We start from the raw sequence: 26,161 nt of genomic DNA on the forward strand, positions 1-26,161 counted from the left end.
GGCCATTATCCGTCCAAGATGATTGCTCTACGGCGCCCCCCTCTGTCCTGCCGGACATCTCCCCCTCTAGGGGGGAGATCAGCCTTCGCGTTAGCTTTCGCCAATCGCCAAGGTTGCAGTATTGAGCGGGGCGCCGAAACCGCCAATCTCCCCCCGAGAGGGCGAGATGTCCGGCAGGACAGAGGGGGGCGCGAAGGAACGCGGCGTTCGCTAGCTCGAACCCGAATGGTGCTGCGTGCACGCCGCGCGTGACTCCCGCATCACCGCCGGCGTCATCGCGCTGGCGGCCATCGCGCTGCTCATCGGCGGCGCCTTCGCCGGCCTCGCCGTTGAAGGCGCGCAGGATCTCTCTGGCGCTGCCGCCGCCTTCGACAGCTACCTCCTGCGCGTCGCCCGCTTCACACTTTGGCAGGCGGCTCTCTCGACGCTGCTCTCGGTCGCGCCGGCGCTGCTCGTGGCGCGCGCTCTGTCGAGGCATCCGGCCTTTCCAGGTCGCGGCCTGATCCTGCAATTGTTCACCGTGCCGCTGGCATTGCCCGCCATCGTCGCCGCACTCGGCATCTTGGCACTCTACGGTCGCGCCGGATATTTTGCCGGCGCTTTCGCCAGGCTTGGCGCCGGAGAGTGGCCGGGAATCTACGGCCTCTCCGGCATCCTGGTCGCGCATGTCTTCTTCAACCTGCCCCTGGCGACCCGCCTGTTCCTCGAGGCGCTCGGCACCGTCCCCGCCGACCAGTGGCGGCTGGCGAGCCAGCTCGGCATGGGTGCCCGGCCGGCCTTCCGGCTCATCGAATGGCCGGTGCTGCGCGCGGCCTTGCCGGGGATTGCCGGGCTGGTCTTCATGCTCTGCATCACCTCCTTCACCATCGTGCTGACGCTGGGCGGCGGTCCGGCCGCGACGACGTTGGAGGTCGCCATCTACCAGGCGCTGCGCTTCGATCTCGATCCCGCGCGCGCCGTGGTGCTGACGCTGCTGCAGATCGCGCTCACCTTCATCGTGGTCGTCGCTCTCACACGGCTCGGCGCCAACACGGTCGGCGACGCCAATCTGCCGATCGCGCCGCGCCGCTACCTTTCGGCAGGCCGGCTCGAAACCGCGCTGAATGCCGGCCTCATCGCGCTTGCCCTGCTGTTCGTTGCCGGACCGATGGCGGCGACGCTGCTTTCAGGCCTGGAGGCCGATCTTGGCCGGCTGGCGGGCGAGGAAGCGGTGCGCCGCGCGACGCTCACCAGCGCCGGCCTCGCTTTCCTCGCGGCGCTGCTCAGCGTGACGTTGTCGCTGGCGTTGATTGGGGCACGGCGCGCGCTGGCCCTGCGCCGCCGCTCGGGGAGCACCATGTCGCTGCTCGAACATGCCGCCGACACCGGCGCCGGCTTCGTGCTCGTCGTGCCGCCGATCGTGCTTGGCGCCGGCTGGTTCCTGGTGCTGCGCCATGTCACCGATGTCTTCGCCGTCGCGCCGGTCATGGTCCTCGCCGTCAACGCGGTGATGGCGATGCCCTTCGCCATCCGCGCCATTCGCCCGGCCTATGACGCGGCGAGCGAACGCCATGAGCGGCTTTGCCTGGCGCTCGGCATAGCCGGCTGGAACCGGCTCAGCCTGATAGACTGGCCGTCGCTGAGGCGGCCCTTGGCCACCGGCTTCGCCTTCGCCATGGCGCTGTCGCTCGGCGATCTCGGCGTGATCGCGCTCTTCGGCAGCGATTCCGTGCAGACCTTGCCCTATCTGCTTTTGGCGCGCATGGGCAGCTACCGGACAGCCGACGCCGCGGGACTTGCCTTGCTGCTCGGCCTGGTCTGCCTGATGCTGGTGGTCGCCGCCGACCGGCTGGGGCGGGAAGGAAAGCGATGACGACGACCATTAAGGGCACCGCCACGCAAAAGCGCCTCACCGTCGCGCTGGATGACGTCTCGTTCAGCTATGGCGAGTCTTCGTTTCGCTTCAATGTCGAATTCCAGGCCGGCAGGATCACCGCCATCATGGGGCCGAGCGGTTCCGGCAAGTCGACGTTGCTCAATCTGATAGCCGGCTTCGAGACGCCCGACACGGGCAAGGTGCTGATCGGCGGCACCGATATCGGCGATACGCCGCCTTCGGCGCGACCGGTGTCGATGGTGTTCCAGGAAAACAATTTGTTCGCGCATCTTTCCGTCGCAGCCAATGTCGGACTCGGTCGCTCGCCATCGCTGAAACTCAGCGACGCCGATCGCATTGCCGTCGCCGAGGCGCTGGCGCGGGTTGGCCTGGCGGGCAAGGAACAGCGGCTGCCGCGCGAGCTTTCCGGCGGCGAGCGGCAGCGCGTGGCGCTAGCGAGGGTGCTGCTGCGCGACCGGCCGGTTTTGCTGCTCGACGAGCCTTTCGCGTCGCTCGGCCCGGCGCTGCGCGGGGACATGCTCGACCTTGTCGCCGGCATCCACGCCGAGCGCAAAATGACGGTCCTCTTCGTCACGCATCAGCCGGAAGACGCGCGCCGCATCGGCCAGGACGTGGCATTTCTCGATGAAGGCATGATCGCGGCGACCGGGCCGGCCGACGATTTCTTCGATCGGTCTGGACCGGATGCGTTCAGGCGCTATATCGGCGATCGAGGCGGCACCGTTGCCGGATCACAACATATTGCCCGGAAGCGGACATAATTTATGGCCAAACCGGCAATGGGCGATCCGGCGTTTCCTTGCCTTGTCCGGGGGAGTATGGCTAGGTCCGGCCATGCTGGTCCGGCTGGGCCGTGATTTGCCGAAAGATTTGGAAAGGAAGCCGACCTGTCGAGCGGCGCTAAGAAGGTATGGATGAAGCCGCTGGCACGATTTTTCGCGCTGGCGAGCGTTGCCTTGCTTGCGAGCTGCCAGATGTTCACGCCGCCGGACGTGCAGGAGAGCGGCTTCCAGCCTTCCGACAAGCCGATCACCGTCGACAATGTCGTCGCCAACGCCAAGCTCGCCGAAATGGCGAAGGCGCAGCATCCGCGCATCCTGGCGACCTATGGCGGCGAATATTCCGACCCCAAGCTGGAACGCATGGTGGCCAAGGTCGTCGGCAATCTGACGGTGGTGTCGGCCAACCCGACCCAGACCTATCGCATCACCATCCTCAACTCGCCCAACGTCAACGCCTTCGCGCTGCCGGGCGGCTATCTCTATGTGACGCGCGGGCTGCTGGCGCTGGCCAACGATTCCTCCGAGCTTGCCGCCGTCATCGCGCATGAGATGGGCCACGTCACCGCCAATCACGGACTGCAGCGGCAGCAGCTCGAGGCCGAGGAAGGCCTGGCGACCAAGGTGGTTTCCGACGTGCTCGGCGACAGCCCGACCGCCAAGGCGGCGCTCATCCGCGGCAAGCTCAGGCTCGCGCAATTCTCGCGCAACCAGGAACTGCAGGCCGACGCCATCGGCATCAAGTCGATCGGCGAGGCGGGCTATGATCCCTATGCCGCCGGCCGCTTCCTGCAATCGATGTCTGCCTACACGGATTTCCGCTCGGTGAGCGGCGCCACCGACGCCAGCCTCGACTTCCTGGCGACGCACCCAAACACGCCGCAGCGTATCGAGCTGGCGCAGCGCCTTGCGCGCAATTTCGGCCTGCCCGGCGTCGGCACGCGCGACCGCGACGCATTTCTGGCCGGCATAGACGGCCTGCTTTACGGCGACACGCCAGAAGAAGGCTATGTGCGCGGCCAGACCTTCATGCATCCCAATCTCGGCGTCTCCTTCACCGTGCCGGACGGCTTCGTCATCGACAATTCGGCGGCCGCCGTCACCGCGACCGGGCCTGGCGACATCGCCATCCGCTTCGACGGCGTGGCGATCGACAAGTCGGTCTCGCTCACCGATTACATCCGCAGCGGCTGGGTGGCGGGGCTGGAAGACGCCAGCGTGCGCCAGGAGACGATCAACGGCAACGATGCGGCGACGGCGCATGCCAGCGCGCAAGGATGGCAGTTCGACATCGCGGTGATCCGCGCCGGCGGGCAGGTCTACAGGCTGCTGACGGCCGCGCCCTCAGCCAGCACTTCGCTGGACCCGGTGGCGCGCTCGGTCAGCGGCTCCTTCCGCGTGCTGAGCCCGGCCGAGAAGGCGGCGCTGAAGCCGCTGCATATCCGCGTCGTCACCGTCCAGGCCGGCCAGACCATGGGCTCGCTCGCCGCGCAGATGGTCGGCGTCGACCGCAAGCTCGATCTGTTCCGCGTGCTCAACGCCATGTCGCCGGGCGCCAGCGTATCGGCCGGCGACAAGGTCAAGATCGTCACCGACAAGTAGGGACCAGAGCAATTCCAGGAAAGTGTGAGCGGCTTTCCGTCCGGAATTGCGCAAACAAAGGGGATAGAGCGGTTCGCCGTTTCCGTGAAACGGTGAAACGCTCTGGCGCGTTCAGTCGATCCGCCCGCTATTGAACAATCGCCCGGGTCGAGGAGCCGTTGTCGTCACAAGCCGTCGCTACCGGTCACGCCACCTTCACTTTGGCCACCGCCGGTACTGCCGCCGCCGTTACTGTCGCCGCCGGTGCGAGTGGCGCCACTGCCACTCCAAGGTGATCTCCCGGTTTCCGTTGGCGCCGGCTTGATCCCAGGTCTTCCCGAAACCGTCGGTGTGACGGACTTCGGTTTCGACACGGGCACGCGGACCACCTTTATCTTCGTGATGACCTTCGGGGCCTTGCACGCCATGACCACGGGGGTGCTTCGCGCGGGAAGACCCAGGATGCCCATCGAGTACACGTCTTGCCGCTCCATGCCTGCCTTCAGGAAAGCCAGGGCGCGGGCCGGATCGGCAGGCACGCCGTTGCGGCCCTCCTTGAAGATCACCGCAAGCTCCTTCATGGCATCGATGTGCCCCATCGCCGCCGCCTGGAGCAAAAGGTCCAGCCCCTTGCCGGTATCGCGCTCGACGCCGAGGCCGTTGAACAAAGCGCGGCCCCAGGCGGCCATGGCGTAGAGGTCTCCCTTGTCGGACGCTTTCGAATAGAGACCATTCGCCTCCGATGTGTCGGCAGCCGTCCCGATTCCTGACGAGGCGATGGAGCCGAGTGCGAACAGGGCGCGGATATGTCCCTTGTCGGCAGCCTGCTGGATCGCCCGCCTGGCTTCGTCGATCCTGCCCGATGCCAGCAGCGCCCGTCCGAGCTCGTAACGGAAGCGCGCAATGCCGGGATAGGATTTCACCGCCGCCTCGCAGGCTTCGACAGCCCCGCCGCCGATCTCGTTCGGCAAGCGGCCCGGGACGACGCCCTGCAGGTCGAGCGGCTCGCCGGCGGCCTGGTCGCAGGGATCGACGTTCGGCGACAGTTTCACCGTCGCCTGTCTCGCGGCATTGCCCACGCGGATCTGAAAGCCGACGGCCACGGGAGCGGCCGAGCCGATCTGCGGCTCGTAGCGCAGCTTGTCGACCTCGGCGGCCGTCAGGCTCGATTGCGGCGAAAGCACGCGGTCCGGCAGGGACAGCGTTCCGGTTGCCGGGTAGCTCGCAAGCGTGAGGCCGAGCGAGGCATCCTTGGCCGGGAAATCCAGGTTCAGCGGAACCGGGCCGACGCCGAGCGGGACGGGGATGTCGCGACTTCCAATCGCTTCGGCGACATCGCCGATTTGGATTCCACGCTCGGTCACCTGTTGGTTCTGCTCAGCGTCCGGCGGCGGCGCGGGTTGCTCCGTCCCGCGCATCAATACGACGTCGTCGATCAGCGAGGAGTTCTCCCACGGAACCTGCTTGCCGTTGGTCGCCTTGACCACATCGCGGCGCACGGCCGCCATCACCGCGCGTATTTCCTGGTTCGGCGCCAGCGCGCGGCGGGAGAAGGACGATGAAAACGGGCTGAGGTCGCCGGATCCGTCATAGGCGACGGCGCCAGGTTCCGTGGCAAAGGCGATCAGCGTGTTCTGCGAGCCTGTCACCTGCGCAAGGCCGCTGCCGCCGGCGACGATCAACTGGTCGCGCAGCCAATAGTCCTTGCGCGGGAAAGGATCGTTGCGGCAGGCGTCGAGGATGATCATCTGGACCTTCGATCTCGAGCGCAGCTGCCGCAATATGTCGTCGACCTTGACGGCCTGGACTTCCATGTCGGCTGCATCTTTCAACGAGGCATCGACCGGGATCAGGAAATTCTCCCCGCCGATCTGAAAGCCGTGGCCGGAATAATAGACGACCGCCAGATCGGCGCCGTCCGCCGCCGCCAGATAGTTGCGGAACTTCTCTTCGAACTGAAGCTTGGTGAGGTCCCTGGCCGCGAACACCTCGAAGCCGGCCAGCCGGAATGTCTTCGATACATCCTCGGCGTCCTTGTCGGGATTCTTGAGGGCCGGGATTTCGCGGTATTGCGAATTGCCGATCACGAGGGCCACCCTTCGATCGGCATGCGCTTGGAATGTCGTGAGACCCACGAGGATCAAGGCTGTAAGGAGCGCGCAGCATCGCAGCATGGCAAATCCCCCATGTGTTGTGATCTGGAGGAGTCAAAAAGCCGATTGCGGCGCGACGGTCTGTTAAAGACCTCACAATCCTCATTATTACCCGAGGAAAATTGCCTTGATGGCGGATGTATTCTTGTTTAATAAATTTCTTACCTTTGAGCTTGGCCCGGGCCAGCTTCAGGCGGCTTCCGCCAGAAATTCCGGATTCTGCTTCACTAGCGCCAGCTTCAGCTTTTCCATGGCGCGGGCCTCGATCTGGCGGACGCGCTCCTTGGAGATGCCGAGCTGTTCGCCAAGCGATTCCAGCGTGGCGCCGTCATCGCTCAGCCTGCGCTCCTCGATGATGCGAAGCTCGCGGGCGTTGAGCGCGCCGAGCGCGCTCTTCAGCCAGACGGCCCGGCGCTGGACATCGATCCTTTCGCCGACGATCTCGTCGGGGAGCGGGTCTTCGCAGACCAGGAAATCCATTCGCTCGGCGACGCCGTTCTCGTCGGCCAAAGGCGCATTGAGCGAGCTATCGGGCGAGGACAGGCGCGAATCCATCATCGCCACGTCGGCTTCCGGCACGCCGAGCGCCGCCGAGACCTCGCGATAGAGCGAGGCGTTGGAGAGCGGCTCGGTGCCGTTGGCCAGCCGTGCTCGCAAGCGCCTGAGGTTGAAGAATAGCGCCTTCTGCGCCGAGCTGGTGCCGCCGCGCACGATCGACCAGTTGCGCAGGATGTAGTCCTGCATCGAGGCGCGAATCCACCAGGTGGCATAGGTCGAGAAGCGCACTTCGCGCGCGGGCTCGAAGCGGGCCGCTGCCTCGAGCAGGCCGACATGGCCCTCCTGGATCAAATCGCCGAGCGGTAGGCCGTAATGGCGGAATTTCGAGGCCATTGAGATGACCAGCCGCATATGGGCGACGGTGATCCTGTGCAGCGCGTGCTGGTCGTTCTCTTCCTTCCAGCGGAGCGCAAGGACATGCTCCTCGTCGCGCTCGAGGTAGGGAGCCTTCATTGCCGCCCGGACCAATGTCCGTCCTGCCGCGTCCTCGATCATGCCGGCTCCTTTTGCGACGATTGCGCGTATGGCGGTTGAAAAGATGCCGCCGCGCCCTACAACAGCCATGCAACGTGTCAGGCGCATGGATGGTTCCGCCGCCCGAGGGGGCAGATGGTGCCGACGAAAACATTTTGTTATCTGCCGGGAAACGCCGCTTGGCGGATTCCTGGCTGGTTTTGAGAACCAGATTTCTGGCTGAGCCGATTTTTGAAATCTGGTTCCTTATTTCGCAGCCTCCTATCTGCCAATTTCCGGCTCGTACAATCGCGCCGGGGCACCGGTCAAAACGGGATCACAGAAAAATGAAATGGCTCAAACCGCTTCTTATCGCCGGAACGCTGCAGGTTCTGGCGATCACCGCCGGCCATGCCGGCGCCAATCTCGACCAGATCAAGCAGGCCGGCGTGTTCAAGGTCGGCACTGAAGGCACCTATGCGCCTTTCACCTATCACGATGAGTCCAACGCGCTGGTCGGCTTCGACGTCGAGATCGCCAAGGCCATCGGCGACAAGCTCGGCGTCAAGGTTCAGTTCCTCGAAGGCAAGTGGGACGGCCTGATCGCCGGCCTCGACGCCAACCGCTACGATGCCGTCATCAACGAGGTCGGCATCACCGATGCCCGCAAGGCCAAGTATGATTTCTCCGATCCCTATATCGCCTCGAAGGCGGTGCTGATCGTGCGCGGCGACAACACCGACATCAAGACCTTCGCCGACCTCAAGGGCAAGAAGGCCGCGCAGTCGCTGACCTCGAATTTCGGCAAGCTCGCCGAGAAGAACGGCGCCGAGCTCGTCGGCACCGACGGCTTCGACCAGTCTATCCAGCTTCTGCTCACCGGCCGTGCCGACGCCACCATCAACGACAGCCTGTCCTTCCTCGACTTCAAGAAGCACAAGCCTGACGCCAATGTGAAGATCGCCGCGCAGGAAGAGAATGCCGATTATTCCGGCGTCATCGTGCGCAAGGGTGATCCGGAGCTGGTCGCGGCCATCAACAAGGCGCTGGCCGACATCAAGGCCGACGGCACCTATCAGAAGATCGCCGATAAATATTTCGGTCAGGACGTCTCGAAGTAAGGCAATCGTCCTTTTGCTCGCAAACCGGCGGGCCGTCTAAGACGGCTGCCATTTTTTGCACGACATTGTCGGGGCCGTCTTTGACGGCCTGTCGGTTTTTGCATGATAGTCAGTCCATACGGGGGAACGCGCCGCCGTATCTGGAAGGGAGAAGCGCCCCGTGCCGCACTGGCTGCAACTGATGCTGGAATCGTTGCCGACGCTGCTATGGGCGGCGCTGATCTTCACCGTGCCGCTGACGCTTTCGTCCTTCGCGCTTGGGCTCATTGCCGGACTGGTGACGGCGCTGATCCGGCTGTTCGGTCCGAAGCCGCTGGTCGCGCTGGTGCGTTTCTATGTCTGGATTTTTCGCGGCACGCCACTGCTCGTTCAGTTGTTCCTGATCTTCTACGGCCTGCCGTCGGTCGGCATCCTGCTCGACGCCTTTCCCGCCGCGCTGATCGGCTTCACGCTCAACATCGGCGCCTACAGCTCCGAGATCATCCGCGCCGTTATCGGCTCGGTGCCGAAGGGCCAGTGGGAGGCGTCCTATTCGATCGGCATGACCTGGAGCCAGGCGATGCGGCGCACCATTCTGCCGCAGGCCGGCCGCGTCGCGGTGCCGCCGCTCTCCAACACCTTCATCTCGCTGGTCAAGGACACCTCGCTGGCGGCGGCGATCACGGTGCCCGAGATGTTCCAGGCCGCGCAGCGCATCGTCGCCACCACCTATGAGCCGCTGATCCTCTATGTCGAAGCGGCGGCGCTTTATCTCGCGTTGAGCTCGGTGCTGTCGGCACTGCAGGCGCGGCTCGAAGTGCGGCTCAACCGCTATGGCGGGTTCCTGGAGGCCAACGCATGATCGGCCTCACCAACATCGAAAAGCGCTTCGGCGACAATCTGGTTCTAAAAGGCGTCACCGTCAGCCTCGACGAGGGCAGCGTTACGGCGCTGGTCGGCCCATCGGGCGGCGGCAAAAGCACGCTCTTGCGCTGCATCAACTTGCTGGAAATCCCGACCTCCGGTTCCTTGCGCATCGGCGATGAGACGCTTGCGTTCCATCCGGGCGTCAAAGTGCCGGCCAAGGATATCCAGCGCATCCGCCTGCAGACCGGCATGGTTTTCCAGAATTTCCAGCTCTTCCCGCACCGCACAGCGATCGAGAATGTCATGGAAGGGCTGGTGACGGTGCTGAAATGGCCCGAGCCGAGAGCGCGCGAGCGGGCGCTGGCGCTTCTCGAAAAGGTCGGCATGGTGCACAAGGCCGACGCCTGGCCGGCGACGCTGTCCGGCGGCCAGCAGCAGCGCGTAGCGATCGCCCGCGCGTTGGCGCCATCGCCGCGCGTGCTGCTCTGCGACGAGCCGACCTCGGCGCTCGATCCCGAGCTGGCGCAGGAAGTGGTCGACGTACTTGGGCAGCTAGCCCGCGAAGGCACGACGATGGTGATGGCCACGCATGATCTGAGGCTCGCCTCCAAGATCGCACAGGAGGTCGTCTTCCTCGATGCCGGCTCGATCGTGGAGAAGGGCCCGGCTTCGGTTGTCTTCGACAATCCGGAGCGCGAGCGGACCAAGCGATTTATAGCTTCGCTGAGGCAAGAAGAGGCGCAGAAGGAGTCCGGCGGCGAGGGATCAGGTGCGATTTCTTCGTAGATTTGCACTGCCCCTCATTGCCCTGCCGGGCCTTTCTCGCCGTATAGTGACGGGGAGAAAAACGCCGTCACCAATGATTTTGCCAACTCTCGACGTGCAGAATGAGCGCCGAGGCTGCAGCATCTCCCTTCTTCCCGTCACTGTGGGGGAGAAAGTGCCGGCAGGCGCATGAGGGGCGGCGCTGACTTCTAACAGTGCTCCGGACACAAAAAACCCGGCGCGAGGCCGGGTTCTTCGCAAACTCAAAAGCGAAAGGCTCAGGCAGCTTCTTCCTGCTCGGCTTCCTCGTTGTCGGCCTTGGCCCCGCGCTTCGGGCCCTTGTTGAGGTTGACCTCGATGAGGCGCACCGCCTCGGTCTCCGACATGCGGTTCACCGCGGCGATCTCGCGGGCCATGCGGTCGAGCGCGGCTTCGTAGAGCTGACGCTCGGAATAGGACTGCTCGGGCTGGTTGTCGGCGCGATAGAGGTCGCGCACCACTTCCGAGATCGAGATCAGGTCGCCGGAGTTGATCTTGGCATCATATTCCTGGGCGCGGCGCGACCACATGGTGCGCTTGATGCGGGCGCGACCCTGCACGACCTTGAGCGCGCGGTCGACATAGTCCTCTTCCGACAGCTTGCGCATGCCGATCGAGGTCGCCTTGGCGACCGGCACCTTCAGACGCATCTTGTCCTTCTGGAAATCGATGACGAACAGTTCCAGCTTGTGACCCGCAACTTCCTGCTCATCGATCGCCACGATCTGACCGACGCCATGCGCCGGATAGACGATGAATTCGCCGGTCTTGAACCCGTGGCGGGCCGCGTTGGACTTCTTCTGCGGGGTGATCGTTGCCATTACGCCCTGAACTCCTTAGTTGTGCAGCCGGCATCATGCCGACTCGAAACCCATGGGGCCGGCGATAGCCGACCAATAGCCGCGCAACAGGGATGAACCCACCGGAAAAGCAGGGACCGGCATATCGCACGAATGCGACCGCCTGCCCCAGATCGCTCTGGTCCGGATCTAAAAGCTCACCTTTCAGTGATTTGGGGCGTTAGCGCCATAAATCGACGTTGTGTCACCGGCATGTTTGGTTGATATAACACAAAAAGTCGGAAGAATCAAGGTTTTGCTGCATTCGCTAACGGCAAGCGGCAGCGCTGCCTGTCAAGGCAGCAATTGTATCGGTCCCGTCACGTCGCGTCATGCCGGTGTTGCTGGCCGCAATATCAATCGCCTTCGCCGGGCTCCGCCGAAAAATACTTTTCGAACTTTCCGGTCTCGCCGTCAAAGGTCTTGGCGTCGGCCGGCGGCTCTTTCTTGGCGGTGATGTTGGGCCATTTCTCGGCGTATTCCGAGTTGATCTGCAACCATTTGTCGAGACCACCCTCGGTGTCCGGCTTGATCGCGTCGGCCGGGCATTCGGGCTCGCACACGCCGCAGTCGATGCACTCGTCGGGATGGATGACGAGCATGTTCTCGCCCTCGTAGAAACAGTCGACCGGACAGACCTCGATGCAGTCCATATATTTGCATTTGATGCAATTGTCGGTCACGACATAGGTCATTGCAGGCTCCGGAACGTCCCATTTTGTTGGGCTTTTTGGCTGAGGTAACGCCTTTGCCCGCCGCATGCAAGGGCAGGGATTGCCGGCGGAGCCGGGCGGTCCGGAATGGAATTCCGGCCGGAAGGGCACATTGAGGGCACCCAGCCTGACCCTTGCGCGTTTTTCCTGGAATTGCTCCGGCCGCGCCACCCGGGCCGATCATGTCTCAATCATCGCCGAGCAGACGGTCGGTCTGCCGGCGCTCGCGTTTGGTCGGGCGGCCGCTACCGGCCTCGCGCAGCGCCGGAATGGCGTCCGGAACTGCCTCGCCCTTGGGTGTCGGCGCCGGCGACATGTCCTCGTAAAGCAGCCGCGCTTCGTCGGCCGGGCCGCGTCGCGTGCCGCAATTCACCACCTTCCAGACCAGGATACGGCCCTCGAGCGTGATGGTGAGCACGTCGCCGGGTTTGACCAGATCCGAGGCCTGCGCTGCTTTGTCGCGATTGATCCGCACGCGTCCGGCGACGACGACCTTCGCCGCCAGGGAGCGCGACTTCACCGCGCGCGAGAAGAACAGCCATTTGTCGATGCGCTGGCGGCCTTCTCCAACCATCGCGGCTAGCTTTGTTGGAGCATGATCTTATCCGAAAACCGGTTCCCACTTTTCGCTGATGCGGTCGCTCGGTTCGGGATCATGCTGTCTTTTTGTTGGAGCATGATCTTGCCCGAAAACCGGTTCCCACTTTTTGGGATCATGCTCGAACCTATTTCTTCAGCTGGTCGCGCAAGGCGGCGAGCTTGGCGAAGGGCGAATCCGGATCGAAGCGCTGCGGGCGCTCCTCGCGCGGCTTGCCCTGGAAGGCCGGCTTCCCGCCAGAAGCGTTGCTACCGCTCTGAGCGTTACCCTTGCCGCCCTGCCTGTTGCCCTTCCAGTCGGGCCGGCCCTCACGGCGGCCTCCCTCGTGGCGATCCGGGCGCTCGCCTTGCGGCCTGCCTTCGCGCCGGTCGCCTGCATCCGGCCTCGGCTTGAACTTCGAGCGGTCGAAGCGCGGCTTGCCGGCGCCGTCGCGACCCTCATGCGCCGGCTTGTCACCGGGCTGGTCGCCTCCGGCGCCTGCCTCGCGTGCGGGCTGGCCACCGCGCGGACGATTGTCGCGGCGGTTGTCATGACGGTGACGCGGACGCTGATGGTCGAAACGCGCCTGACGCCACAGGAGCACAGGTTTTGGTTCCTCAGCTTCGGCTGGCGCCTCGCCGGCACTATCCTCGCCCTCCTGGGGAAGGTCGGCGCTATCACCCCCACCCGCGTCGCTTCGCGCCGCGACCTCCCCCATCGAGGGGGAGGTAAGGGCGTCGGCGCTTTCGGGCGCTGCCGTAATGTCCACCGTTGCGATGTCTTCCACCGCGGGAGCCTCTTCCGTAACCTCGGCCGGAACTTCTGCCGGCTCTCCCGCGAAAGATTCCGCTGCCACTTCCGCGGTGGCTTCAGCCGGAGCTTCGGCGGCAGCCGGCTCCGAGCCCTCGACCGTTGCCTCCGCGGCCGTATCAGTTGCCGCGGCTTGCGCCTCCGTCGCCTGCGCAGCGCGCGTCGCTTCTTCCGCGGCGAGCTTGGCCGCGGCCGCTTCGCGGGCGGCGGCGTCCAGCGCGTAGAGCTTCGCCTTCACCTCGGCGGCCGGCTTGGCCTCCGAGCGATAGCCGAGACCTTTCAGGATCTCCTCCATGTCGTCGGCCGTGGCGCCGAGGATCGACATCATCGGCGGCGTCACCATGAAGGAGTGACCGTCATAGGCGCCGTCCGGACGCTGGCCGAGGCCGGGCTTCCAATTGGTCGCCGGGCGGATGAGGTCGGCAAGCCGCTCGAGGATATCGACGCGTACGGCGCGGCGGCCGAGATTGCGGTAGCCGGCGAGCTTGTAGAACGTCTTGTCGAAGGCCGGGTCGATGACCACAGAGGTGCGGCCGGAGGCCAGCGCGTGCACCACGTCGCCGAAGCCCGGCTTGTCCTTGCCGTCGTTCTTGAGCGCCCAGAGCAGCGTCACCAGTCCCGCCGGCGCCGGCTTGATCAGCGCAGGAACGAAGACATGGTAGGCGCCGAAGCGCACCCCGAGGCGGCGCAATGCGGCACGGCCTTCCTGGTCGAGCGACTTCATCTCTTCCGCGATGTCGCGGCGGTTGATCAGGCCGAAATGCTCGACCAGCTGGAAGGCGATGCCGCGCGCGATGCCGGTGATCTGGTCGGCGTTCTTCAAGTCGACCAGCGGCTTCAAAAGCGACTCGATCTGGAAATTGACGAAACGCGCGGCGCGCGCCGCGACCTTGTCACGGGCAGGGCTGGTCAGCTGCTCGTCGGCGAGCAGGACCAGGCGCGGCTTCAGCGCCTCGTCGCCGGCGACCAGCGTGCCGATCGGCGCGCCGATCCAGCGCAACACGCCGTCGGAGCCGAGCGCCAGGTCGCCATTGGCGCAGGCGGCAAAGCGTTCGGCGCGCGCGTCGAACTCGGCCGCGAGCGCCTTCTGGGCGGCGGTGCGCACCGCCTTGGCGTCCTCGCCGCCGACGCTCTGGTCGGCGGTGAAGCAGAACCCCTGCAACTCGCCGACGTGGTGGCCTTCGACGAGGACGGTTCCGGTAGGGCTGATTTCGGCTTCAGGCATGGTATTTTCTCTAAGGCGCCGCATGAGGACGGAAGTCCTGCGGTCTACGAAGCGTTTCGTCAACCGCTCATGCAGCGCATCCGACAATCTGTCTTCGATTTCGCGCGTCTTTTCCTGCCAGTGTAGCTGATCGGCCAGCCAGCCCGGCCGGTTGGAAACGAAAGTCCAGGTGCGGATCTGGGCGATCCTGTGCGACAGGGTGTCGATATCGCCGTCGGTCGTGTCGGCGCGCCGCACCTGCTCGGCCATGTAATTCTCATCGACATGGCCATGCCGCGCAAGGTCCATATAGATGGAGGCGATGAGGTCGGCATGCTGCGCCGGTGCGATCTTGCGGTAGTCGGGAAGCGCGCAGGCTTCCCAAAGCAGCGCCACGCGCTCCTTGCCGGTGGCCAAAGCGCGGATGTCGCCATCGCGCGACAGGTGCTCCAGGGCCTGGGCATCCACCGCCGGCAACGCACGGGTCAAGCCTTCGACCGGCGCATTGGACTCGGTCGAGCGCTTCAGCGCATCCAGGCTGGAAAAGTCGAAATCGGCGGTGCGCCATTGCAGCACCTTCACCGGGTCGAAATCATGCGCCTCGATCTTTTTGACCAGGTCCTCGTCGAACGGATCGACCTGGCCGGTGACGCCGAACGTGCCGTCGCGCAGATGGCGGCCGGCGCGGCCGGCGATCTGGCCGAGCTCGGCGGCGGTCAGGTTGCGGTATTGATAGCCATCGAACTTGCGGTTCTGGGCGAAAGCGACGTGCTCGAGGTCGAGGTTCAGCCCCATGCCGATGGCGTCGGTGGCGACGAGATAGTCGACGTCGCCGGACTGGAAGATCTCGACCTGCGCGTTGCGGGTGCGCGGCGAGAGCGCGCCGAGCACGACGGCAGCACCCCCCTGCTGGCGGCGGATCAGCTCGGCGATCGCATAGACTTCGTCGGCCGAGAAGGCGACGATCGCGGTTCGCCGCGGCAGCCGGGTGAGCTTCTTCGAGCCGGCATAGGCGAGATGCGAAAGCCGCGGCCGCGTCACCACGGATACGCCCTTCAGCAGTTTCTGCAGGATGCCGTGCATGGTGGCGGCGCCCAGGAGCAGCGTCTCCTGGCGGCCGCGCAGATGCAGGATGCGGTCGGTGAAGATATGGCCGCGCTCGAGATCGCCGGCGAGCTGCACCTCGTCGATGGCGACGAAGGCGGCGTCGGTCTCGCGCGGCATCGCCTCGACGGTGCAGACCGAATATTTCGCGCCGGAAGGCACGATTTTCTCCTCGCCGGTAATCAGCGCCACCTTGTGGGCACCGACCTTCTCGCAGACGCGCGCATAGACCTCACGGGCGAGCAGCCTCAGCGGCAGGCCGATGATGCCGGTCCCATGCGCAACCATGCGCTCGATGGCGAGATGGGTCTTGCCGGTATTGGTGGGACCCAACACGGCCGTCACGTCGCGGCCCGAAAGGATCAGCGGCTGGGAGTGTTTCGGCTGGATGTTCATCGGCTCGGAAATAAGTGTTTCTGCCGCTTTTGGTCGGAGGCGCGCCGGGCGCCGCCGCGTGTGACAGCCGACACATAGGGATTTAGGGCGCCGAGCGAAAGCGGAATGTTCTTTTTGGGAGCTGACAGGAGTGGACGAGCCGGTCAAAACCGGCTGCCGTTAATAGCTGGAACGAGTCTGGAACGAATCAGCGACGAATCGGTGACTCGGTCTGATTCAGGTTTTGTTCACGGCTACATGTGGATTTTTTGACGATGAGTCTCACCACATGCTGAATCGGGAGATTGGCCCGATTCATGCGTGGCCTCCGCTGAAGCCGTGCCGTCATTACCTTTGCCGGCGAGCGGTCGCGGTGGACCCGAGGGCGCCGCCAAAATCATGAAATTGTTGATCTTTCTTAGCGGCTTTTAACGATTTGGGTGAGGTTTTCGGCCTTTGCAATTAACTTTTCGGTCAAAGCCAGAACGAATCGGCGACGAATCAGAGATGCACAAAGTTTCCCGGTTTGTTCGCCGCTAGATATGGTGTTATCCACAGCTTGCCCACCGAGGATTCACAGCTGGTCAGAGGGGTTGTGCACAGAGCTGATCTCGGCCGTTAACTTTTGCGTGCCGAATTGAGGCAAGGTGTCGCGCCGGCCTTGCCGAAGGACAGAAAAGGCGGCTCCGGTGCAGGAGCCGCCTTGGCGACAATGGGGTGTCGGGCGAAGTACCGGAGCGTCAGACGAAATACTGGCCGCCATTGGCGGTGATCGTCGAGCCGGTGATGAAGCCGGCCTCGTCGGACGCCAGGAAGACGACGCAGCGCGCGATCTCTTGCGGCTCGCCGAGGCGGCCGACCGGGATTTGAGCGACGATCGACTCCCGCACTTTTTCCGGCACGGCCATGACCATGTCGGTGGCGATGTAGCCGGGACAGACGACATTGATGGTGATGCCGGCGCGAGCTCCCTCTTGAGCTAGCGCCTTCGTGAAGCCGATGTCGCCGGCTTTCGAGGCCGAATAATTGACCTGGCCCATCTGGCCCTTCTGGCCGTTGATCGAGGAGATGGTGATGACGCGGCCGAACTTGCGGTCGCGCATGCCGCTCCACAGAGGATGCGTCATGTTGAAGACCCCGGAGAGGTTGGTGTCGATCACTTCCTTCCACTGCGCGGGCGTCATCTTGTGGAACATGGCGTCGCGGGTGATGCCGGCATTGTTGACCAGCACGGAGACCGGACCGAGATCGGCTTCGACCTGCTTGATGCCGGCGGCGCAGGCCTCGTAGTCGGCGACGGACCATTTGTAGACGGGGATGCCGGTCTCGGCCTTGAATTTCTGAGCCGCCTCGTCATTGCCGGCATAGTTGGCCGCGACCGAATAGCCGGCGTTTTTCAAGGCGACCGATATCGCAGCCCCAATGCCGCGTGATCCGCCCGTGACGATTGCTACTTTGGACATGAAGTTCCTCCTCCCTGGTGAATGGTCAATAGTGAATGGTGAATGGTCGAGACGGTCAACCTATCCGCCATTCACCATTTCCCATTCACCATTCACGCTTTTCTCAGAGCGCTTCCACGCACATGGCGACGCCCATGCCGCCGCCGATGCACAGCGTGGCGAGGCCCTTCTTGGCGGTGCGGCGGCGCATCTCATAGATCAGCGTGTTGAAGACGCGGGCACCGGAGGCGCCGATCGGATGGCCGATGGCGATGGCGCCGCCATTGACGTTGACGATCGAGGGATCCCAGCCCATGCCCTTGTTGACGGCGCAAGCCTGCGCGGCGAAGGCCTCGTTGGCCTCGACGAGATCGAGGTCCTTGACCGACCAGCCGGCCTTTTCCAGCGCCCGCTTCGAAGCCGGGATCGGACCCGTGCCCATGATCGCCGGATCGACGCCGGCGGTCGCCCAGGAGGCGATGCGCACCAGCGGGGTGATGCCGCGTCTAGCGGCCTCGGCCTCGGTCATCAGCAGCGCGCCGGCGGCGCCGTCATTGATGCCGGAAGCATTAGCGGCGGTGACCGTGCCGTCCTTGTCGAAGGCGGGCTTCAGCTTGGTCATGGCGTCGAGCGTCGCGCCATGGCGGATGTACTCGTCCTGGTCGACGATGGTGTCGCCCTTCTTGCCCTTGATCGTGAAGGCGACGATCTCGTCCTTGAACCTGCCGGCCTTCTGCGCGGCTTCCGCCTTGTTCTGCGAGGCGAGCGCGAACTCGTCCTGGGTTTCGCGGGTGATCTGGAACTGGCGGGCGACGTTCTCGGCGGTGTTGCCCATGTGGTAGCCGTTGAAGGCATCCCACAGGCCGTCCTTGATCATGGTGTCGATCATCTTGTAGTCGCCCATCTTGACGCCGGCGCGCAGGTGCTCGGCATGCGGCGACAGCGACATCGATTCCTGGCCGCCGGCGACGATGACCTTGGCGTCGCCGGTGGCGATCTGCTGCATGCCGAGCGCGATGGCGCGCAGGCCCGAGCCGCAAACCTGATTGAGGCCCCAGGCCGTGGTCTCCTTCGGCAGGCCGGCATTGATCGAGGCCTGACGGGCCGGGTTCTGGCCTTGCGCGGCGGTCAGCACCTGGCCGAGGATGACCTCGTCGACTTCCGCCGCCTCGACCTTCGCGCGCGCCAGCAATTCCCTGATGACGACGGCGCCGAGCTCATGCGCCGGCGTGGCGGCGAAACTGCCGTTGAAGGATCCGACCGCGGTGCGGGCGGCACTGGCGACGACGATGGAATTGGAAGCGGACATTTTCTTCTCCAGACTTCGAGGTGTCGTGTTTTAGGCTATCCTTGGAGACTTTCTTGCCGGTTCAAGCAGCCGAGTCAAACCGGAAATGGGCATGGCCGCCATGCGCGGCAAGCAGCGTCCGCGCCGGTTGCGGTAACATGCCGTTGACCGCGCGGCGGATTTTGTCATGGCCATGCAGCATTAAATGATGCCGCAGTGCACAAACCGCTTGGAATTGTGACGCTTTTGCGCGTATCCTCGATAAAGGGCGCAATCGTTACCGGCCGCTTACTCCTAAAGGTGCCGGTGTCCTGGGGAGGATACGGATGGCCGCAAAAGACGACCCGATCGTCATCAAGAAATATGCCAATCGCCGGCTCTACAATACCGGCACGAGCACCTATGTGACGCTCGAGGACTTGGCTGAGATGGTCAAGAAGGGCGAGGAGTTCACGGTCCAGGACGCAAAGACAGGTGACGACATCACCCATCCGGTGCTGACGCAGATCATCTTCGAGCTGGAGAACAAGGACGGGCAGAACATGCTGCCGATCCCGTTCCTGCGCCAGCTCATCTCCTTCTATGGCGATCAGATGCAGATGATCGTGCCGAGCTTCCTCGAACAGTCGATGATCGCCTTCTCCAAGGAGCAGGAGCGGTTCCGCGAGCAGCTCAAAGGCGCCTTCGGCAAGACACCGATCGACATGATGAAGACGCCGATCAAGGCGCTCGAGGAACAGACGCGCCGCAATGTCGAGATGTTCCAGAACGCCATGCGTATGTTCACGCCGTTCCCGCCCGCCGGCGGCAATTCCGCGGCCCGGGCCGAGCCGCCGAAGAAGGAAGAGAAATCCGACGATCTGCAGGAATTGAAGGCGCAGATTGCGGCGATGCAGCGCAAGCTGGACACGATGTCCTGACGGGTGTGCCGATATTCAGGTGAGGCCGGCCTGCGAACGGCGGCTTCCTGCGCTTCCGGTGCTCACGTACTTCAAGTACGCTCCGCTCCGGTTCTCGGAAGCCATCGTTCTCGACTCGGCCTGACCTGAATCTCGACACACCCTATCGCGTTTCACCTAAAGGCGAAGCGCCAAGCGCTTCACCCCGACGGCGAGGCGCTAAATGTTTGTTATCGGTCTGCCTCTATTCCCGACCGGCCCGTCGTAACAGGCGCGCGGCCTGATCGGCCTGTTGCTGGTCACCTGTTCGACGGCATGCGCCGTCCAGCCGACGCTGCGGCCAAGCGCGAACAGGCGGAACGGTGCATCGGCCGGCAGGCTGAGGCTGCGCGTCATCGCGGCCAGCGCAAAATCGATGTTCGGATGCAGCCCGGTCGCGGCGAGCACGGCGTCGCGAAGATGTACGATCCCGTCATCGATCTCCAGGTCGGGCAGCAGTGCTTGGGCGCGCGGATCGCCTTCCGGATAGAGCGGGTGGCCGAAGCTTGGCAGCGGCCGGTCATGGGCGAGCCAGCGGGCAATCGCCTCGTCCGGACCCAGCCGCTCGGCATCCTCGACAAGCGTGATCGCCGCCGCGCCGGCGCCGCCATGGCGCGGGCCGGCCAGCGTCGCAAGGCCTGCGAGCAGGCAGGCGGCGACCGGCGCGCCGGTGGAGGCCGCGACGCGGGCGGCGAAGGTCGAGGCGTTGAGCTCGTGATCGGCCAAAAGCACCAGCGCCTTGCGGATGAGATCGGCGCCGGCGGCTTCCACCGACCAGCCCTGCGCCAGCCTGATATGCACGGGTTCGGAACCCGGCGCCGCGCCGAGCGCGGTTGCCAGCGCGCTGGTCGCGGCGGCGCCGTCCTGCTGCAGCATGGCCGGCCTGCGTCCGAGCGAGGACCAGCCTCCGGCGGCGAGCGCCGAGAGCCTGGCGAAGGCGGTCGGCGTGCCGCTTTGCCGGGCGGCCGAAGAGGTCAGCGAGGCGAACGATACCGGACGGTCGGAGGCCCACAGCAGTCCGGCGGTCTCCTCGAGTGTCGCCGTCGCCGAAAGCTCCACCGCATCCTTGCCGCGATAGATGAGACGGCCATGCAGCACCGTGGAGATTGACGTGGGAATCGCCGGCTCGCCCCAGGCGATGGCGCTTTCGGCGATCGCCTGGGGGCTCCTTCCGCGGTCGCGGCGCGTGGCGAGCGCGGCGATGTCGTCGGCGCGGTACTGGCTGCGGCGCGGGTCTGCGTCGTCCGGCTTCATGCCGATGCGGCCGCGGCTGACATAGGCATAAAGCGTCTGTGGACGGACGTTGAGCCGCTCAAGCGCCTCATCCCGCGTCAGCCATTCCGTCATTTGCCCGCCTTACATTGATTATCTTGATCAAGATTGATGCATTGATTGCACAGCATTAATTGTCATGCACAAAAGATCAAGGAGACGATCATGGCAAATGGGCTCGACGATGTTGTGGCGGCAGAGACAGTGCTTTCCGATGTCGATGGTGTGGGCGGGCACCTCACCATCCGCGGCCATTCGCTGATGGAACTCGCCGGCCGCCGGCGCTACGCGCAGGTGGTGCGGCTGCTGTTCGACGGCTTCTTCGACGACCTTCCGAGCGATGCCGAACTGGAGAAGGCGATCGGCAAGGCGCGGGTTGAAGTATTTGATCGCGTGCAGCCGATGCTTGCCCAGCTTGCGCCGCTCGACATCTACAGCGGCATGAGGGCCGGCATGGCCGTCCTGCCGGATGGCGATAGTCTTGCCGATGCGCTCAGGCTGATCGCGGCGCCGGCGGTGCTGACGCCGGCGCTGCTGCAGCTTGGCCGGGGCGAGACGCCGGTCGTCCCCGACGAAAAAGCCGATCATGCGGGCGATATGCTACGGATGCTCTCCGGTACCGCTTCGCCGGCGCTTGCCAAGGCGCTCGACAGCTATCTGGTGACGGTCTGCGACCACGGGCTCAACGCCTCAACCTTCGCGACGCGCGTAGTGGCGTCGACCCAGGCCGGGCTGACCTCGGCGATCCTGGCCGGGCTCGGCGCACTGAAAGGGCCGCTGCATGGCGGTGCGCCCGGGCCGGTGATCGAGATGCTGGACGCCATCGAGGCCAGCGGCGACGCCACGGCCTGGCTGCGTAAAGAGATCGCGCATGGCGAGCGCATCATGGGTTTCGGCCATCGCGTCTACCGCGTGCGCGACCCGCGCGCCGACGCGCTGAAGACGGTGGTGCGGCAACTCGGCTCACGCAGCGAAACCGGCAGCCGCCTGGCCCTCGCGGAGACTGTGGAGCAGGCGGCGCTTGAGGTGCTGAGGATCGCCAAGCCGCAGCGCTCGATCCAGACCAATGTCGAGTTCTATACCGCGCTTCTCCTGGAAGCGGTCGGCTTCCCGAAAGAGGCGTTCTCCAACGTCTTTGCCGCCGGCCGCGTTGCCGGCTGGATCGCGCACGCCCGCGAGCAGCAGGCGACCGGACGGCTCATCCGGCCGCAGTCGCGCTATGTCGGGCCGGTGCCCGATCTCGTGGCCTGAGAAGCAGTTCTTCGCCCCCGCAAAGCGGTCCCACTTCGTAGGGCGAGGAAAGATCTCTCCGAAATTTCATCCGATCACGCTTGTGTGTTCGTGTTCTTGCCTTGGTCCGCCCCTATATGCTGCACTGCAACATAGGCTGACTGCGCCGTCTCCGTGCAAAATGAGGCAGCGGTAGGCCGGCGCATCGAGACAAGGAACGCCATGGCGAAGAACGGCAAGGCGGAGGAAAAGAAGAAGATCAACATCGCGCTGCAGGGCGGCGGCTCGCATGGCGCCTTTTCCTGGGGCGTGCTCGACCGGCTGCTGGAGGATGGGCGGTTGGAGATCGCGGCGGTGTCCGGCACCAGCGCGGGCGCCATGAACGCGGTGGCGCTGGCCGACGGATATGTCCGGGGCGGTGTGGAAGGCGCGCGCAAGAAGCTCGACGATTTCTGGCGCGCGGTGGCCTCGAAGGGGCGTTTCAGTCCGGTGCAGCGCATGCCGTGGGACGTGGTCTGGGGCAACTGGTCGATCGAGAATACGCCCGGCTATTTCTTCTTCGACACGATGTCGCGGGTGTTTTCGCCCTATGTCGCCAATCCGCTCGGCCTCAACCCGCTGCGCGATGTGGTGGCCAAGGAGATCGACTTCGGCAATGTGCACGCCTGCAAGTCGATGGAGCTGTTCATTTCGGCGACCAATGTCGAAACCGGACAGTTGCGCGTCTTCTCCGACGGCGAGATCGACCTCGACACGGTGATGGCCTCGGCCTGCCTGCCGCAATTGTTCCGCGCCGTCGAGATCAAGGGCGTGCCCTATTGGGATGGCGGCTATGGCGGCAATCCGGCGCTCTATCCGTTCTTCAAGACGGCGGCGACAGAGGACGTGCTCATGGTGCAGATCAATCCGGTCGTGCGCGAAGGCACGCCGAAAAGCGCCAACGAAATCCAGAACCGCATCGACGAGATCACCTTCAACGCCGGACTGCTGCGTGAATTCCGCTCGATCGCCTTCGTCAAGGAACTGATCGCGGCCGGACGCCTGCCGCATGGCGAATATCGCGATATCCGCATGCACCGCATCGATGCCGACGAGGCTTTCAAGGACCTCTCCGCGTCGTCCAAGATCAATGCCGAATGGGCTTTCATCGCTTATCTGCGCGACCTCGGCCGCAGCGCGGCCAGCGACTGGCTGGAAGAGAATTACGACGCCGTCGGCCAGCATGCCACGCTCGATCTTTCAGGCGAGCTCGACGACGGCTTCAAGCCGCTGCGCGGCCCGGCGCCGGGGCGCCGCGTCAAGGAATTCCTGGCAGCGCGCCTCAAGCCGGAATCCGCGCGCCGCCGCGCCTGATTGCAAGGTCTTGAACCTGCGAGGCCGAGACAGGGTGGACAGCGGCCGGTCCGTTCCTTGCGATCGCAGGGGACAGGCCGCTGTCAGAGGCGGTGCTATTTCAGTGGCAGAAAGAGCTCGACGACGATCTCGGGCACCGAGAGCTCCGGAAGGACAGCCGTCGCTGGCAATAGATCGGAAAATCGCGTGCTTCCTCGCCGCTGGCCGGGAGCCATTCGCGATAAAGGTAGAGTGCTGCCGGCTCCAGATTGTTGGTGTTGCCGGGGTAGCGCAGCACGGCGCAGCGTCCGCCGGGAATCACGCCGGCCTTCATCTGCTTGTCGCCAGCGTCGATCGGCTGGTCGGTGCCGACGCAGATGTCCATGCTGTAGTCGGCTGCGACAGCGGGACATCTCTCGGACCGGAAGATGTTGAAGGTCGGGTTTGTCTCGGGCCACAGGCCGGCTGCCTTGCGCCAGGCGATGAACCGCTGGATCGTGTCGCCGAGCGTCGCCCGATCGCCGCGATGTTCCATGATCGCCACCGGGGTGGGAGGCACGTCCCTGATCGTCACGTCTTCCGATGTAAAGATTATCTGCATGAGCTTTCTCCTGGCGTTGTCGAGAGGCCCGAAGGCCATCAGCCACGACCCCCAGTCGGGAGATTTCCGGAACGACGAAGGCGATTGCCCGCACCGTTGACGAAAGGCGCGGGCGAAGGCATCCGGTGCGTCGTAGCCGGCATCCATCGCTATATCCGTGACGCTTTCGGCGTCCACATAGCCCAGCCGGGATGAAGCGCGCTTCATGCGGGCGAGCTGGATGTAACGATGCACTGACAGTCCGAAGGTCGCCGTGAACTGCCGGTGGAAATGATATTTCGAATAGGCTGCGACTCCGCTCAGCGCGTCCAGGTCCAAATCGTCGTCCAGATTCCGGTCTATGTGATCCAGCACCCGCTGCATCCTGGCATGGTGGTTATGAACCGCCGCCTTCATCATTTTATTCTCCGTGGCAGCACCAGCTAAGCCGCGCGGACATGAGGCGCTCGACCGATCTTGCGGTTTTTGTCACGAGCCGCACCATCGTCAAAGACCGTTTACGCACGCCCAATGAATGCATGAACAGCGAAAAGGGCTGATTGCGGACCAACGGCGTTCCTATGTGGTTGACAGGTGCCAAGCGGCATATTTGAGGCGCTTGGATGGGGCGATTGCCTCATCATTCCCCAGCGGAACCGGGGCAATGCTGGATTCGGTTGTCGGGGCGATGTAGCTTACCTGAACGTAAAGGGGAGGTCGCGGTGCTGCAGACCAGACAGAACGCTCTCGGGGTCAGGTTTGAAGCGCAGTGCAGGGCCTTCGAGAAGGAGCCGTTCCCGACGCTGGACGTGCGCAAGGACCGGCTGAAGCGCCTGCTGGCGCTCACCGAAAAGCACGAGGCCGAGATCTGCGCGGCGATCGACAGCGATTTCTCCGCCCGCTCGGCTGGGGAAACGCGGCTTGCCGAATTGTTCGTCGTGCGCGCCGGCATCAGGCACGCGCTGTCGCATCTTAGCGCCTGGATGCGCGAGCGCCGCGTCGCCACCAGCCTGCCCTTCCTGCCTGGACGCAACCGCCTCTTGCCGCAGCCGCTCGGCGTCGTCGGCATCGTCTCGCCCTGGAATTACCCGTTCCAGCTTGCCGTCGCGCCGGCGACCGCGGCCCTCGCTGCCGGCAACCGGGTTATGATCAAGCCGTCGGAACTGACGCCGAAATTTTCGGACCTGCTCGCCAGTCTGGTCGAAAAATATTTCGCCGCCGACGAGGTCAGCGTGATGATCGGGGACGCGGAGGTCGGCAAGGCATTCGTGTCGCTGCCTTTCGACCATCTCCTGTTCACCGGCTCGACCGCCGTCGGCCGCCAGGTGGCCCTGGCCGCCGCTGCCAATCTGACGCCGGTGACGCTCGAGCTCGGCGGCAAGTCGCCGGCGATCTTCGATCCGTCCTGCGACCTCCCCGCGGCGGTTGCCAGCGTCGCCTATGGCAAGCTGCTCAATGCCGGCCAGACCTGCATCGCGCCGGACTATCTGATGGTTCCGCGAGGGAAGGGCGCGGCGATCGCGGCGAAGGTCGCGGTCGCAATGGCCAAGCTCTATCCGCGCCTTGGCAACAATCCCGACTACACGGCGATCGTCAGCGAGCGGCATCACCGGCGGCTGAGCGACATGGTCGCGGAGGCGCGCGACAGCGGCGCAGACATCATCGAGGTCAACCCGGCCAACGAGAAGCTCGGCGTCAGCGACCGCAAGATGGCGCCGGTGCTGGTGCGCAACGCCGGCGAGACTCTGCGGCTGATGCGCGAGGAGATTTTCGGGCCGATCCTGCCGATCGTCGAATATGGCGCGGTCGACGAGGCCATAGAGCATGTCAACCGGGGCGAGCGGCCGCTGGCGCTCTACTGGTTCGGCAGTGACAGCGCCAACCGCCAAAGGGTGATGCGCGAAACGGTGGCTGGCGGCGTCACGATCAACGACTGCATGCTGCATCTGGTGCAGGAGCGACAGCCCTTCGGCGGCGTCGGCGAGAGCGGCACCGGCGCCTATCACGGCGAATGGGGGTTCCGCACCTTCAGTAAGGAAAAGCCGATCTTCATCCAGTCGAAGCTCAGCGCAGGCGGCTTGCTGCGCCCGCCCTATGGCAGGACATTTGAGCGGATCTTCCGGCTGCTCAACTTCATCACTTGACAGCTTCAACCCGAGCATGGCGCGGCGTGACTGCCTCCAAGCGGGTGGTTGCCGCCGCTTATGGAAGATTTCTCGCATCATGCTGACGGCTGCTGCCAGTAACCTTGGGGAAACCTGTCGGCGCGCCCGCAAATGCGCCAGC

19 protein-coding genes and 1 pseudogene are annotated in these 26,161 nt (G+C 64.5%); 10 read left to right on the forward strand and 10 right to left on the reverse strand.

All coding sequences use genetic code 11. From position 1 onward, the window contains the following. Positions 1-235 precede the first annotated feature (235 nt). The 3 genes from thiP (at position 236) to LB528_RS04325 (ending at position 4,257) form a co-directional block, all read left to right on the forward strand. Positions 236-1,852 carry a thiamine/thiamine pyrophosphate ABC transporter permease gene (gene thiP / locus LB528_RS04315; protein ID WP_224713953.1) on the forward strand — a complete coding sequence of 539 codons (1,617 nt, stop codon included), beginning with the start codon at positions 236-238 and terminating at the stop codon, positions 1,850-1,852. Next, complete coding sequence (gene thiQ, locus LB528_RS04320) at positions 1,849-2,637, forward strand: thiamine ABC transporter ATP-binding protein (RefSeq protein WP_224713954.1); 789 nt, start codon at positions 1,849-1,851, stop codon at positions 2,635-2,637. Before thiP ends, thiQ begins: the two co-directional genes overlap by 4 nt. A 153-nt stretch (positions 2,638-2,790) precedes the next feature. After that, on the forward strand, positions 2,791-4,257 hold the full coding sequence (locus LB528_RS04325; RefSeq protein WP_224510786.1) for a M48 family metalloprotease: 1,467 nt from the start codon (positions 2,791-2,793) through the stop codon (positions 4,255-4,257). 164 nt (positions 4,258-4,421) lie between these two features. On the opposite strand, the gene LB528_RS04330 is transcribed toward LB528_RS04325, so the two are convergent. After that, complete coding sequence (locus LB528_RS04330; RefSeq protein WP_318012274.1) at positions 4,422-6,332, reverse strand: caspase family protein; 1,911 nt, start codon at positions 6,330-6,332, stop codon at positions 4,422-4,424. A gap of 246 nt (positions 6,333-6,578) precedes the next feature. Continuing rightward, positions 6,579-7,442, reverse strand: a complete 864-nt coding sequence (locus tag LB528_RS04335) for an RNA polymerase factor sigma-32 (RefSeq protein WP_224713956.1) — start codon at positions 7,440-7,442, stop codon at positions 6,579-6,581. Positions 7,443-7,747: 305 nt separating this feature from the next. Here LB528_RS04335 and LB528_RS04340 point away from each other — a divergent pair, with 305 nt between their 5' ends. The 3 genes from LB528_RS04340 (at position 7,748) to LB528_RS04350 (ending at position 10,153) form a co-directional block, all read left to right on the forward strand. Then, the gene (locus LB528_RS04340; RefSeq protein WP_224713957.1) at positions 7,748-8,521 is read left to right on the forward strand and encodes an amino acid ABC transporter substrate-binding protein; all 774 of its coding nucleotides are present in this window, start codon (positions 7,748-7,750) and stop codon (positions 8,519-8,521) included. A gap of 160 nt (positions 8,522-8,681) precedes the next feature. Further along, positions 8,682-9,362, forward strand: a complete 681-nt coding sequence (locus LB528_RS04345; protein WP_224713958.1) for an ABC transporter permease subunit — start codon at positions 8,682-8,684, stop codon at positions 9,360-9,362. Beyond that, positions 9,359-10,153, forward strand: coding sequence for an amino acid ABC transporter ATP-binding protein (locus LB528_RS04350; protein ID WP_224510777.1), 795 nt, complete (start codon positions 9,359-9,361; stop codon positions 10,151-10,153). The genes LB528_RS04345 and LB528_RS04350 overlap by 4 nt, the downstream gene beginning before the upstream one ends. A gap of 257 nt (positions 10,154-10,410) precedes the next feature. Here LB528_RS04350 and LB528_RS04355 read toward each other — a convergent pair whose 3' ends face one another. From LB528_RS04355 to LB528_RS04380, 6 genes are all read right to left on the reverse strand, one after another. Next, positions 10,411-10,992: a CarD family transcriptional regulator gene (locus LB528_RS04355; RefSeq protein ID WP_040991750.1), complete on the reverse strand. Its 582-nt coding sequence runs from the start codon at positions 10,990-10,992 to the stop codon at positions 10,411-10,413. A gap of 374 nt (positions 10,993-11,366) precedes the next feature. Continuing rightward, complete coding sequence (gene fdxA, locus LB528_RS04360) at positions 11,367-11,705, reverse strand: ferredoxin FdxA (protein ID WP_095767304.1); 339 nt, start codon at positions 11,703-11,705, stop codon at positions 11,367-11,369. A gap of 205 nt (positions 11,706-11,910) precedes the next feature. Beyond that, entirely contained in the window at positions 11,911-12,297 is a 387-nt protein-coding gene (locus LB528_RS04365; protein ID WP_224510775.1) for an RNA-binding S4 domain-containing protein, read from the reverse strand. A gap of 151 nt (positions 12,298-12,448) precedes the next feature. Next, entirely contained in the window at positions 12,449-15,814 is a 3,366-nt protein-coding gene (locus tag LB528_RS04370; RefSeq protein ID WP_224713959.1) for a helicase-related protein, read from the reverse strand. Positions 15,815-16,533: 719 nt separating this feature from the next. Next, a complete protein-coding gene (locus LB528_RS04375; protein ID WP_224713960.1) occupies positions 16,534-17,256 on the reverse strand; it encodes a beta-ketoacyl-ACP reductase in 723 nt (240 codons plus the stop codon). Positions 17,257-17,359: 103 nt separating this feature from the next. Further along, complete coding sequence (locus tag LB528_RS04380; RefSeq protein ID WP_224510772.1) at positions 17,360-18,544, reverse strand: acetyl-CoA C-acetyltransferase; 1,185 nt, start codon at positions 18,542-18,544, stop codon at positions 17,360-17,362. A gap of 305 nt (positions 18,545-18,849) precedes the next feature. On the opposite strand from LB528_RS04380, the gene phaR reads away from it, so the two are divergent. After that, positions 18,850-19,443 carry a polyhydroxyalkanoate synthesis repressor PhaR gene (phaR, locus tag LB528_RS04385; protein ID WP_224713961.1) on the forward strand — a complete coding sequence of 198 codons (594 nt, stop codon included), beginning with the start codon at positions 18,850-18,852 and terminating at the stop codon, positions 19,441-19,443. Between the two features lie 198 nt (positions 19,444-19,641). Here phaR and LB528_RS04390 read toward each other — a convergent pair whose 3' ends face one another. Next, positions 19,642-20,808 carry a citrate synthase gene (locus LB528_RS04390; RefSeq protein WP_224713962.1) on the reverse strand — a complete coding sequence of 389 codons (1,167 nt, stop codon included), beginning with the start codon at positions 20,806-20,808 and terminating at the stop codon, positions 19,642-19,644. A gap of 90 nt (positions 20,809-20,898) precedes the next feature. Here LB528_RS04390 and LB528_RS04395 point away from each other — a divergent pair, with 90 nt between their 5' ends. Together LB528_RS04395 and LB528_RS04400 are read left to right on the forward strand one after the other, a co-directional pair. Next, positions 20,899-21,984, forward strand: coding sequence for a citrate synthase/methylcitrate synthase (locus tag LB528_RS04395; RefSeq protein ID WP_224713963.1), 1,086 nt, complete (start codon positions 20,899-20,901; stop codon positions 21,982-21,984). 201 nt (positions 21,985-22,185) lie between these two features. Then, positions 22,186-23,316 (forward strand): patatin-like phospholipase family protein, encoded by a 1,131-nt coding sequence (locus LB528_RS04400; protein ID WP_224713964.1) that lies wholly within the window; start codon positions 22,186-22,188, stop codon positions 23,314-23,316. Positions 23,317-23,411: 95 nt separating this feature from the next. On the opposite strand, the pseudogene LB528_RS04405 reads toward LB528_RS04400, so the two are convergent. Continuing rightward, positions 23,412-24,292 (reverse strand): annotated as a pseudogene (locus LB528_RS04405) (GyrI-like domain-containing protein). A gap of 305 nt (positions 24,293-24,597) precedes the next feature. On the opposite strand from LB528_RS04405, the gene LB528_RS04410 reads away from it, so the two are divergent. Continuing rightward, on the forward strand, positions 24,598-26,019 hold the full coding sequence (locus tag LB528_RS04410; RefSeq protein WP_224713965.1) for a coniferyl aldehyde dehydrogenase: 1,422 nt from the start codon (positions 24,598-24,600) through the stop codon (positions 26,017-26,019). Positions 26,020-26,161: the final 142 nt, after the last annotated feature.

Source organism: Mesorhizobium sp. CA4 (genome assembly GCF_020165075.1).
Lineage (GTDB): Bacteria > Pseudomonadota > Alphaproteobacteria > Rhizobiales > Rhizobiaceae > Mesorhizobium.